Origin of the sequence: Streptomyces hydrogenans (genome assembly GCF_014656075.1) — a bacterium.
Lineage (GTDB): Bacteria > Actinomycetota > Actinomycetes > Streptomycetales > Streptomycetaceae > Streptomyces > Streptomyces hydrogenans.
Map to the genome: position 1 here is coordinate 66602 of NZ_BNBS01000016.1, position 11298 is coordinate 77899.

Below are 11298 nucleotides of genomic sequence, written 5' to 3' on the forward strand. Positions count from 1 at the left end.
GGCCTCGCACCCGCACGTCCCTGGGGGATTCCCGTTGAACCAGCAAGCCGCCATATCGGTCGCCGAGTTGGACCTAGGCGCGGCCGCGCCGAGGTTCCGCCCCGCTCCCGGCGCCGCGGAGCCCGCCCCCGGCGACGTCTACGCCCTGGTCCGGGTCGACGGCCGCCCCGCCGCCGCGGTCCTCGGCCGCTACGAGGAGGGCGAGGACCCGGCCGAGGCCTTCGCCGCCCTCGCGGCGAAGCGACTGGCCGACGCCACCACCCCCCGCACCGACGCCGAACGGCTCGCGGCAGAGGACCCGGCGACGGCCACCGTCCCGCCCCGCGCCTCCGTCGTCGTCGCCACCCGCGAGCGCCCCGGCTCCCTGGCCCGCGCGCTCGACTCCCTGCTCGCCCAGGACCACCCCGACCACGAACTGATCGTCGTCGACAACGCCCCCCGCACCACCGCCACCCACGACCTGGTCACCGGGGCGTACGCCGGCCGGGTCCGCTACGTCCGCGAGGACCGCCCCGGGCTCGCCGCCGCGCACAACGCCGGCGTCGCGGCGGCCGACGGCGAGGTGCTCGCCTTCACCGACGACGACGTCATCGCCGACCCGCGCTGGCTGAGCGCGCTCGCCGCGCCCTTCGCCGCCGACCCCGGCCTCGGCTGCGTCACCGGCCTGATCCTGCCCGCCCGGCTCGCCACCCCCGCGCAGATCCTCCTCGAATCGCACGGCGGCTTCGCCAAGGGCTTCGCGCCCCGCCTCTACGACCCGGCCCGCCCGCCCGCCGACGAACCCCTCTTCCCCTTCACGGCCGGCAGCTTCGGCTCCGGCGCCAACATGGCCTTCCGGGCCTCCGCGCTGCGCCGCGCCGGCGGCTTCGACCCGGCCACCGGCACTGGGACGGCCGCGCGCGGCGGCGACGACCTGTACGCCTTCGTCGCCGTCCTCACCGCCGGGCACCGGCTCCGCTACGCGCCCGACGCCCTCGTCTGGCACCACCACCGCGAGACCTGGCAGGACCTGGAGAACCAGGCGTACGGCTACGGCGCCGGCCTCACCGCGTACCTCACGGCCACCCTGGTCCGCCGCCCCGCCCTGCTGCCCGCCCTCCTCGCCCGGCTCCCGCGCGGCCTCGCCCACGCCCGGGCGATGACGGCCGAACGCGGCGGGACCGGCGCGGGCGTCCCCGGCGAGCACGGCACGACGCACCACCCCTGGCCCGCCGCCCTCTCCCGCCTGGAGCGGCGCGGCATGCTCCACGGCCCGGTCGGCTACCTCAGGGCGCGCCTCTCCCGGGGGGCCTCCCGATGACCCGCGTCCCCGTCCTCCTCTACCACCCGGTGATGGACGACCCGCCCGCCTGGATCGCCGAGTTCACCGTCACGCCCCGCAGGTTCGCCGCCCACCTCGACGCCCTCACGGCCAGTGGCCGCACCCCGCTCACCGTCGGCGCGCTCGTCGGGCACCTCGCCGCCGGCACCCCGCTGCCGCCCCGGCCCGTCGTCCTCACCTTCGACGACGGCTTCGCCGACCTCGCCGGCCCCACCGCCGAGGCGCTCGCCGCCCGCGCGCTGCCCGCCACCGCCTACCTCACCACCGGCGCCCTCGCCCCGGACCGGCCGTGCCTGCTGCCGCCCGCGCCGATGATGCGCCTGGCGCAGGCCCCCCGGCTGGAGGAGTACGGCATGGAGGTGGGCGCCCACACCCTCAGCCACCCCCAGCTCGACACCCTGCGGCCCGCCGCGCTCCGCCGCGAACTCGTCGAGCCCAAGGCCGAGCTGGAGGACGTCCTCGGCCACGAGGTCCGCCACCTCGCCTACCCGCACGGCTACAACAGCCCCGCCGTCCGCCGCGCCGCCGAGGCCGCCGGCTACGCCTCCGCCGTCGCCGTCCGGCACGCCCTCAGCTCCCCGTCCGACGAGCTGTTCCGGATCGCCCGGCTCATCGTCCGCCGCGACCACACCGCCGCCGACGTCGAGGCGTGGATGGACGGCCGGGGCGCCCGCGTCGCGCCCTACCCCGACTCGCCCGCCACCGTCGGCTGGCGGCTGTACCGCAGGGCCCGCGCCCTGGTGAAGGGGCCGGAGTTCGCGGGCTGAGCGAAACCGACAAGATCGACAAAGCCCGTGCGCGAGACGGGAGTTGTGTACCGGGACAGAACCGAAGTACGTTCCCTTGCCTCGTCGAGGGGACAGTGGGGGGAGAACGCGTCGTGCGACAGCACCACCAGGAGCCGGCACCCGTGAGCGAGGGGGCCGTGCCGGCACGGCCCGCCGCCCCCGACCGCGAGGACGGCGGCCGCCCGCCCGCGGCGCGCCCGGCCCGCCCCGCCGACCCCGCCCTCACCTGGCTCCCCCCGGCCCTGCTGGTGCTCGGCCTCGGCCTGTGGGGGATCTCGCTGCCGCTGGTCGACTTCCGCTCCATGGACGACTACGGGCTCCTCGACCGGCTGCCCGTCCCCTTCTACGCCTCCCTCGCCGTCCTCACCGCGGGCTTCCTGGTGGCGCTGCGCCGCGCCGGGACCGCGCCGGGCTGGCCGCTCGTCTACTGCGTCGGGCTGCTCGTCGCCCTCAAGGCGGCGCCCGCCGTGCTCTACGACTCGGTGCGCTACCCGTGGGCGTCCAAGCACGACGCGGTCGTCAACACCCTCCTCGGCGCCGGCGAACTCCGCCCGCACGCCGCCCTGTCCGGGAACATGTCGGCCTACGACCAGTGGCCCGGCTTCTTCACCCTCAACGCCGCGCTCGTCCGCGCCTTCGGCGTCGAGTCCACCGCCGTCTACCTCAACTGGGCGCCCATCGTCCTCGGCCTGATCCTCCTCCCGGTGCTCGTGCTGCTCTACCGCACCTTCACCGAGGACTGGCGGCTCGTCTGGACCGCCGTCTGGATCTTCCAGCTCGCCAACTGGGTCGGCCAGGACTACCTCGCCCCGCAGGGCCTCGCCTACGTCCTCCACCTGACGGTCCTCGCCGTCGTCCTGCGCCACTTCGTCCGCCCCGGCAGCGCGGGACGGCTCCGCGACCGGACCGCGCTCGACCCGGCCGCCGCGACCGTGCCGCCCGCCACCAGCACCCGGCAGCGGGCCGTCGGCGTCCTCGTCCTGTCCCCGCTGATCCTGGCGGTCAACGCCGTCCACCAGCTCACCCCGGTGATGCTCTGCGTCGTCCTGGCGGCCCTCTGCCTCACCCGCCGCTACCGCAACCTCGGCCTGCTCGCCGTCACCGGCCTGATCATGCTGGCCTGGGACCTCACCATGGGCCGCCCGCTCTTCCTGGAGACCCTCGGCACCCTCAAGGAGTCCCTGGGCCGGCTCACCCAGAACTCCCGCGCCGGCTACACCGGACAACTCACCGGCCCCGGACCCGAACTGGCGGGCAAGGCCGGCATCGCCATGGCCCTCGCCGTCGTCCTCTTCGCCGGGATCGCCGTCCTCGCCCGCCGCCGGCTCACCCGCAGCGCGCTGCCGCTGCTGCTCGCCTCGGCCGCCCCCCTCCCGCTCTTCGCCGTCAACGACTACGGCGGCGAGATGCTCTTCCGCGTCTACCTCTTCGGGCTGCCCGGCGCCGCGTTCTTCGCCGCCGCCGCGCTCCTGCCCGCCGCCGGCGCCGCCCGCCGCAGCCGGGGCGCGCTCGTCCGCCGCCGGGTCACCGCCGTCGCCCTGCCCGCCGTCCTGCTCGTCCTCACCGCCGGCTTCCTGCCCGCCTACTACGGCAAGGACGCCATGTACTACACCCCGCCCGCCGAGTCCGCGCTGGTCACCCGTGCCATCGACCGGATGCCGGCCGGCGGGCTGCTCCTCGCCACCTCCGGCTCCTTCCCCGAGGCCCTGCACCGCTACGACGAGGTCGAGCACTGGTGGTTCTGCGAGCAGGAGATCCCCGAGAACGAACGGATGCTCGCCGACCCCGCCCGCTACCTCGCCGACCGCATCCCGCGCGGGGTGACCGCCCACGTCGTCCTCACCCGCACCCAGGACGTCTACACCGCCGGCGAGGGACTGCTGCCGCCCGGCGGCTTCGCGCTGCTGCGCGAACGGCTCGCGGCGTCCCCGCTCTTCGAGACCGTCGAAGAGACCCCGTACGGGATCGTCCTCGCCTACACCCCGTCGACCACCACCGCAGGCGGTGCCTCGTGACCACGCCCCCCGCCCCCGCCCGGCCCCGGGCCGGCCGCCCGAACCGGGCCGGAGCGGCCGTCGCCGCCTCCGGCTGGCTCGCCCTCGCGGCGACCCTGCTCCCCGACGGCTCCGTGCTCCGCTGGCCGCCCGTCCTCCTCTTCGTCTGCCTCGGCCCCGGCCTCGCCCTGCTGCACCCGCAGCCGCGCGGACTGCGCCCCGGCGCCCGCCTGGAGTCCTTCGCGCTCGCCGCCCCGCTGAGCCTCGCGCTCGCCGCGCTCACCGCCACCTTCCTCTTCCTGATCGGAGGATTCTCCGTGCCCGCCTTCCTCCTCCCGCTCGCCGCCTTCACCACCGTCGCCGCCCTGCTCCCCGGCCTTCCGCTGCCCGCCGCCACCAGAGGCGCCGTCGAGCCCGAGGGCGCCGAGTCCTTCCTGTCCCGCGAGCGGGCGCCCGGTGGCGGCCGGTGACCGCCCGGCACGCCCGGGGCACCGCCACCGGACGGCTCGCGGTGGCCCTGGCCGCCGTCGGCGCGCTCACCGCCGGGATAGGGGTGTGGGCCACCGTCGCCGAGGGCGGCGACCGCTGCACGCCCGACGCCCGGCTCGTCGCCCCCTGCGGCGCCTGGTGGGGGGCGTACCTCCCCTACGACCGGGACGGTTCGCTCACCCGGCCCGTGCACGCCTTCGAGCGGAAGATCGGCCGCAAGCTCGACCTCGTGTACACGTACCACGACATGTCGGGCAACGCGCTCGACGGGACCCTCCTCACCGACGACGAACGCGCCCTCGGCCGCGACCGGCTGCTGATGCTCGCCTGGGAGTCCACCGTGTGGAAGGAACCCCACCACGCGGGCTGGACCGAGACCCAGCTCGGCTGGAAGAACATCGCCTCCGGGCGGTACGACGCCGAGATCCTCGACCCGCAGATCCGCCGCGTGAAGGAGTACGGCAGGACGGTCTTCCTCTCCTTCGACCAGGAGGTCGACGCCCGGATCAAGGAGGGCGCCGGCACCCCCGCCGAGTACGTCGCCGCCTACCGGCACCTCCACGACCGCTTCCGGGAGCTGGGCGCCGACAACGTCGTCTGGGTGTGGACCGTCTCCGGCTACCTCGGCATGGCCGAGGAGATGAAGCGGCTCTACCCCGGCGACCGGTACGTCGACTGGATCGGCATGGACCAGTACAACTACTACCTCTGCCACGGCACCGACACCTGGCGGGACTTCGACGCCAGCCAGCGCCCCACCTACGACTGGCTCCGCGCGAACGTCTCCGCCGACAAGCCCGTCATGCTCGCCGAGTTCGCCACCGCCCCCGACCCGGAGAACCCGGCGCGCCAGCGGGACTGGTACGCGAAGATCCCGGAGGTCGCGCCGAGCCTGCCGGAGGCCAAGGCGTACGTGCACTGGAACCGGGCCGTGCCCGGGCCCGGCTGCGACCTCACCGTCGACGCCGGAGCCGGACTCCAGGGCTACCGCGAGGCCGGACTCGACCCGTACTTCCGCCAGCCGCTGCCGCGCTGAGCGGCGGTCAGGCCCGCAGGCCCCGGATCGCGTACGCCGCCATCGTGACCCCGGACAGGCCGAGGAGCAGGGGGAGCGGGGCGGCGGCGAAGGACTGCTGGCCCGCCCAGCCGGCCCACACCAGCACCCACACCGCCCCCGCCGTGATCCGGCCGCCCGCGCCGAGCACCCGCAGCAGCGCCGCCGCCACCAGCAGGCACAGGGCCTGCGCCACGATCGGGGCCGCCCACAGCGCCGGTCCGGTGCCCAGCAGTTCGGTGCCGGGCCCGACGGCGGACGGCGGGAGCAGGCCCAGCAGCGGCGGCGCGGTGTGCAGGGCGAGGAAGGTGGCGAGCAGCACCGCCGCCGCGTAGCCGCCGCGGAAGGCGCGCGGGGCGACCGGCGCGGTCGCCAGGGCGAGCAGCGGCAGGACGGCCAGCAGGGTCGGCCCCGGCAGCGCGGCCAGCAGCTCCGTGCCGGAGAGGCGGGCCGCGTCGAGCGGCCGCGCGCCGGCGAGCGGCAGCCAGAAGGCCGCGGCCACGGCGGCGAGCAGGGCCCACCCGACCGGCCCCGACAGGTCGCGGGCGGGAGGCGGCGGCGGTGCGTGGCGCACCGGGGCGGGGGCCGGACCGGGCGGGCGGGGCCGGGGGACGTACACGGGGATGCCGTACGCCGGGGTCACCGTGTCCTGCGCCGCCGTGCCGCGCAGATAGGCGGACTGGCGCGCCCACTGCGTGCCGTAGCCGTCGTCGGCGGGCTCCGGGGGGCGCGTGGTGGACGGCTCCGGCGCGGGGCCCGTCCGGCCCTTGAGGACCGCCCGCAGTCCCGGCACGCAGACCAGGCCCATCACGGTCATGCCGCCCAGGACCGCCATCCCGGCGCCGCTGATGCCGAAGGGGCCGAGGAGGACGGCGGCGCCGCCGAGGACGAGGACGCACATGCCGGCCTGGACGGCGGCGAGCATCCCGGTGCGGCCCTGGACGCGGAGCACCCCGATGTACAGCTCGACGGCGACCCGGGGCAGCGCCCCGGCGGCGAGCAGCCGCAGCACCGTGGAGCCGTTGTCGGTGTAGCCCTGGCCGAAGGGGGCGAGGATCAGCGGCGCGAAGAGCACGAGGACGAGGACGACGGGGACGAGCAGCAGCACCATCCGGCGCAGTGCGCCCCGGACGCCCTCGGCGAGGGACTCGGGGCTGTGGGAGGCGTGCGCGGTGAGCGAGGAGGCCATGTTGATGGCCATGAACTCCATGGTGCCGCCGACGGTGTACGCCGTGTAGAAGAAGGCGTTGTGCGCGGCGTCGAAGCGGACGGCGACCATGACCGGCAGCAGGCTGATCATGAGCAGGCTGAAGAAGGCGCCGAAGGCGTCGCCGGCGACGAAGCGCCCGATCTCGCGGTACGTGGGCGGCTCGCGGTCCCGGTCGGCGCGGGCCTGCTGGGGGATGAGGCGGCGGAAGACCAGCCAGGCCAGCGGGACCGTGGAGAGCGCGATGGCCGCCGCCCAGGAGACGAAGACGCCGAGGACGGGCACGGCGGCGGCGAGGGCGACGAGCAGCACCAGCTTGCCGACGGAGAAGACGGCGTTGCCGACCGGCACCCAGAACGCCTTGCGCAGGCCGGTGAGGACGCCGTCCTGGAGGGTGAGCAGCGCCCAGCCGACGGAGGACAGGGTGAAGAAGATCCCGGCGGAGAGGGTGCCGAGGGGGGCGTACGAGGGTCCCCACCAGTCCAGGGTGAGCAGGAAGATCCCGGAGGCGGCGGCCACCACGACCGTGCTGAGGAGGTAGAGGCGGACCACGAGCGGTCCGGTGGCGCGGCCGGCCCGGGGGACGTAGCGGACGATCGCGCCGGAGAGGGTGGTGGCCGTGATGGAGGCGAGCATCCGCTGGGCGGCGATGGCGGCGGAGCCCTGGCCGACGGCATCCTCGGTGTAGTAGCGGGCGGCGACCAGCCAGAAGCCGAGGCCGAGGGCGGCGGAGACGCCGGTGGAGAGCATCAGGGCGTAGGCGTTGCGGAAGAGCGAGTCGTCGCCGGCGGAGCCGCCGTCGCCGCCCTTCGCCTCGGTGGTGCCGTCGCCGGGCTGCCCGGGGGCGTCCGGGTCGGCGCCCCGGGTCCGTACGGTCTCGGTCACCGGGCGCCGCCGAGGGCGGGCGAGGGCACGGCGGGCCGGGCGCCGGAGGCGAGCAGCCCGGCGAGCGCCTCGTCGGCGCGGCGCGGGTCCACGGGCAGGGCGTGCCGGGCGAACCAGGCGGCGCCCTCCGGGGCGGGGGAGGGGTCGGTGAAGCGTTCCCCGGCGTAGGCGTCGAGCGGCGGGTCGTAGAGGTAGCCGACGGTGATCCGGCGGCGGGCGAGCGCGGCGACGGCGGCGTCCCGGTCCTCGACGAGGAGCGGCACCCGGAACAGCGGCGGGGCCGCGCCGTCGGCCGGGAGGTCCCGGGCGGAGTACTCGCTGGCGAGGAGGCGGGCGGTGCCGGCGCGGTGGGCGTCGAGGACGGTGTCGAGGGCGGCGAGCTTCCGGCGGGTGCGGCCGAGCCGGCCGGTGCCGGGGCGGAGCCGGTAGTCGTGCAGGTCGACCCGGACCCAGGAGTGGAAGGGGTCGAGGGAGGGGGCGGCGCCGAGGGCCCGGTCGAGCTCCTCGGGGCGCAACGGCATCCGGACGGCGGGCCGTTCGTGCAGGCCGAGGGCGCGCAGGGCGGCGTGCGCGGGCCGGGTGAGGCGCAGGGCGCGGGCGGTGGACTCGGCGTACGGGCGGGCCAGGTAGGCGAGTTCCTTGGTGAGCCGGGCCGGGTGGAGCAGCGCGTCCCGTTCGGCGGCGAGTCCGTCGCGCAGGGCCGGGTCGGCGACGGCGAGGAAGCCGCCGGTCTTGGCGCCGGTGTGCTTGGAGAGGCTGAAGACGGCGGCGTCGCCCCAGGCGCCGACCGGGCGGCCGCCGACGGTGGAGCCGATGGCGTGGGCGGCGTCCTCCAGGAGCGGGATGCCGAGCCGGTCGCAGCGTTCGCGCAGGGCGGGCGCCGGGTCGGGGTTGCCGTAGAGGTTGGTGGTGAGGACGGCGGAGAGCCCGGACCACACGGCGTCGGGGACGGCCGCCGGGTCGAGGGAGCCGTCGCGGGGGTCGAGCGGTGCCTGGACGGGCCGGAGGCCGGCGGCGAGCACGACGAAGAAGATGACGTCGTCGTTGACCGGTGACATGAGGACCCGGCCGCCGGGCGGGCACCAGCGGCGGAGCGCGAGGTAGAGGCCGAGGCGGCAGGACGGCACGTAGAGGCACTCCCGGCCCCCGAGCCGCGCGCGCATGCCGTCCTCCAGGTCCGCGTACGCAGAAACCATGACAGATTCCCCCCAAGTCCCCGGGCTCAATGTCGCCCATTCCGGACGGCCCGTCAACAAGCCTCCGTCCGGCGGCCCGCTGTGGTCGCACGGAAGGGCCCGTCCGTGGTCGAAGACCGTGAACGGGCCCTTTCCGTCGCCATCTTGGCGGTTCGCGGGGGTCGGTGGAGGTCATTCCACCGGATCACCGCGGGTGGGGGGCCGGTCGTCCGGGGCGGGACCCCGGAGCGGGCGTCATTCCTCCAGGGTGAGTCCGCGGCGCAGCCGGGCGAGGGTGCGGGAGAGCAGCCGGGAGACGTGCATCTGGGAGATGCCGAGTTCGGCGCCGATCTCCGACTGGGTGAGCCCGGTGACGAAGCGGAGGGAGAGGATGAGCCGTTCGCGTTCGGGGAGCGAGGCGATCATCGGCTTGAGGGAGGCGACGTACTCGATGCCGGTCAGGCCGTGGTCCTCGTAGCCGAGCCGGTCGGCGAGGGTGCTCTCGTTCTGTCCGTGGTCGTCGTCCTCGGTCTGGGCGTCGAGGGACGCGGCCGTGTAGGCGTTGCTCGCGGCCATGCCCTCGACGACCTCGTCCTCGGTCCGGCCGAGTTCGGCGGCGAGTTCGGCGACGGTGGGCGCCCGGTCGAGGCGCTGCGAGAGGGCGTCGCCGGCCCGGGCCAGGTCGAGCCGGAGTTCCTGGAGGCGCCGCGGGACGTGCACGGACCAGGACGTGTCGCGGAAGAAGCGCTTGATCTCGCCGATGATGGTCGGCATCGCGAAGGTGGGGAACTCGACCCCGCGGGCGAGTTCGAAGCGGTCGATGGCCTTGATGAGGCCGATGGTGCCGACCTGGACGATGTCCTCCATGGGTTCGCTGCGGGTCCCGAAGCGGGCGGCGGCGAAGCGGACCAGGGCCAGGTTGAGTTCGACGAGGGTGTTGCGGACGTACGCGTACTCGTGGGTGCCCTCCTCCAGCTCGGCGAGCCGGGCGAAGAGGTCCTTCGAGAGCGCGCGGGCGTCGGCGGGGGCGACCTTGTCGAGCGGGCCGTCGAGCGACGGGGGAAGCGCGGGTGTGGGGTCGGCGGGACGGGGAAGGGCTGATGTCGACGGCGCGGTGGGGGTGCGCGGGGCGTCGAGCCGGGGTGACATGGATGTCCTCCTGGGTCGGATGTCCGGGTGCGTGTGCGGCGCCTCCAAAGCCGGCTGGATCGGGTGTTCCTTACTAGCCCTACCTGTTCGGCGCCGATCGTTGCAAGTGGCAATAATCCGTTATGGGTGGTTTTGTGGTGGGCTTGTGTGCGCCGAAGGGGGCCCCGCTAGTAGGGTTCGGCGGAGTCGATCGAGGAGGGGCCACGCCATGGATCGCCAGCACATCGGCAGCGCGCAGCCCGCGCGACTGCGGGTCGAGGCCACGACCGTGGACGAGGGTGCCGAACTTCTCGTTCCGGTGGGTGAGCTCGATCACCACACCGCCGAGATCCTGCGCGAGCCGCTCGACGCCGCCCTCGACGCGGGCCGCGTCCGGCTCGTCGTCGACTGCGCGGGGCTCGGCTTCTGCGACTCGACCGGACTCAACGTGCTCCTCGGGGCCCGCCTGCGCGCCGAGGCCGCCGGCGGCGCGGTCCATCTGGTGGCCATGCGGCCCGCCGTGGCCCGGGTCTTCCGGATCACCGGCGCGGAGGCCGTCTTCACCGTGCACGACACCCTCGCCACCGCCCTGCCCGACTCCGGCTGAACCCCGCCGCGGCTCCGCGCCGCCCCTTCTCGTCCCTGCCCCTGCTGTCTCGTCGACCGGTGAGGTGAAGTGCTGATGATGGACCAGGCTTCCGACGTCCGTACGCTCGCGCTCGGCGAGACCAGCGGCACCGTCCCGCTCGCCCGCGACTTCACCCGCACCGCCCTGACCGAGTGGGGCTGGCTGCCCGCCGTCGGCGCCGACCGCCGGGCCGCCGCCGAGGACGTCCTGCTCGTCGTCTCCGAACTCGTCACCAACGCCTGTCTGCACGCGGAGGGTCCCGAGCGGCTCCGGGTGGTCCGGCTCGCCACGACCGTCCGCCTGGAGGTCACCGACCGGGGCGCCGGCCAGCCCACGCCCCGCACCCCGCACCGGGCCGGACGCCCCGGCGGGCACGGCATGTTCATCGTGCAGCGGCTCTGCCTCGACTGGGGCGTCGAGCGCGTCCCCGGCGCCCCCGGCAAGACGGTCTGGGCCGAACTGGCCGCTCCCGCCTGACGGTTGCCCGAGCCGCGCCATCCGCCCCCGTCCGATGGTTGTCTGAGCCGCGCCACCCGCTCCCGGTTGATGGTTGCCTGAGCTGCTTCTCCCGTTCCCGTCCGATGGTTGTCTGAGCCGCGCCACCCGCTCCCGGTTGATGGTTGCCTGAG

The 11298-nt window shown here is 75.5% G+C and carries 10 protein-coding genes; 7 read left to right on the forward strand and 3 right to left on the reverse strand.

Features of this window, described 5'->3' with window-relative positions:
* Nucleotides 1–34: 34 nt before the first annotated feature.
* From IE321_RS09865 to IE321_RS09885, 5 genes are all read left to right on the forward strand, one after another.
* The gene (locus tag IE321_RS09865; RefSeq protein ID WP_190222526.1) at nt 35–1300 is read left to right on the forward strand and encodes a glycosyltransferase family 2 protein; all 1266 of its coding nucleotides are present in this window, start codon (nt 35–37) and stop codon (nt 1298–1300) included.
* Nucleotides 1297–2088, forward strand: coding sequence for a polysaccharide deacetylase family protein (locus IE321_RS09870; protein ID WP_226651584.1), 792 nt, complete (start codon nt 1297–1299; stop codon nt 2086–2088). Before IE321_RS09865 ends, IE321_RS09870 begins: the two co-directional genes overlap by 4 nt.
* Before the next feature lie 143 nt (nt 2089–2231).
* Nucleotides 2232–4124: a hypothetical protein gene (locus tag IE321_RS09875; protein WP_229916354.1), complete on the forward strand. Its 1893-nt coding sequence runs from the start codon at nt 2232–2234 to the stop codon at nt 4122–4124.
* Nucleotides 4121–4573 (forward strand): hypothetical protein, encoded by a 453-nt coding sequence (locus IE321_RS09880; protein WP_190222528.1) that lies wholly within the window; start codon nt 4121–4123, stop codon nt 4571–4573. The genes IE321_RS09875 and IE321_RS09880 overlap by 4 nt, the downstream gene beginning before the upstream one ends.
* Nucleotides 4570–5628: a glycoside hydrolase family 26 protein gene (locus IE321_RS09885; RefSeq protein ID WP_226651586.1), complete on the forward strand. Its 1059-nt coding sequence runs from the start codon at nt 4570–4572 to the stop codon at nt 5626–5628. The genes IE321_RS09880 and IE321_RS09885 overlap by 4 nt, the downstream gene beginning before the upstream one ends.
* 7 nt (nt 5629–5635) lie before the next feature.
* Here IE321_RS09885 and IE321_RS09890 read toward each other — a convergent pair whose 3' ends face one another.
* The 3 genes from IE321_RS09890 to IE321_RS09900 form a co-directional block, all read right to left on the reverse strand.
* The gene (locus IE321_RS09890) at nt 5636–7738 is read right to left on the reverse strand and encodes a lipopolysaccharide biosynthesis protein (protein ID WP_229916355.1); all 2103 of its coding nucleotides are present in this window, start codon (nt 7736–7738) and stop codon (nt 5636–5638) included.
* Entirely contained in the window at nt 7735–8934 is a 1200-nt protein-coding gene (locus IE321_RS09895; protein WP_190222529.1) for a DegT/DnrJ/EryC1/StrS family aminotransferase, read from the reverse strand. Before IE321_RS09895 ends, IE321_RS09890 begins: the two co-directional genes overlap by 4 nt.
* Before the next feature lie 234 nt (nt 8935–9168).
* On the reverse strand, nt 9169–10062 hold the full coding sequence (locus IE321_RS09900) for an RNA polymerase sigma factor SigF (RefSeq protein ID WP_190222530.1): 894 nt from the start codon (nt 10060–10062) through the stop codon (nt 9169–9171).
* Between the two features lie 208 nt (nt 10063–10270).
* On the opposite strand from IE321_RS09900, the gene IE321_RS09905 reads away from it, so the two are divergent.
* Together IE321_RS09905 and IE321_RS09910 are read left to right on the forward strand one after the other, a co-directional pair.
* Nucleotides 10271–10648, forward strand: coding sequence for an STAS domain-containing protein (locus IE321_RS09905; protein WP_190222531.1), 378 nt, complete (start codon nt 10271–10273; stop codon nt 10646–10648).
* 78 nt (nt 10649–10726) lie between these two features.
* The gene (locus IE321_RS09910) at nt 10727–11146 is read left to right on the forward strand and encodes an ATP-binding protein (RefSeq protein ID WP_190222540.1); all 420 of its coding nucleotides are present in this window, start codon (nt 10727–10729) and stop codon (nt 11144–11146) included.
* Nucleotides 11147–11298: the final 152 nt, after the last annotated feature.

Coding starts and splice junctions, on each gene's coding strand:
- IE321_RS09870 (WP_226651584.1), top strand. CDS start 1,297: ATGACCCGCGTCCCCGTCCTCCTCTACCACCCGGTGATGGACGACCCG.
- IE321_RS09910 (WP_190222540.1), top strand. CDS start 10,727: ATGGACCAGGCTTCCGACGTCCGTACGCTCGCGCTCGGCGAGACCAGC.
- IE321_RS09895 (WP_190222529.1), bottom strand. CDS start 8,934: ATGGTTTCTGCGTACGCGGACCTGGAGGACGGCATGCGCGCGCGGCTC.
- IE321_RS09905 (WP_190222531.1), top strand. CDS start 10,271: ATGGATCGCCAGCACATCGGCAGCGCGCAGCCCGCGCGACTGCGGGTC.
- IE321_RS09900 (WP_190222530.1), bottom strand. CDS start 10,062: ATGTCACCCCGGCTCGACGCCCCGCGCACCCCCACCGCGCCGTCGACA.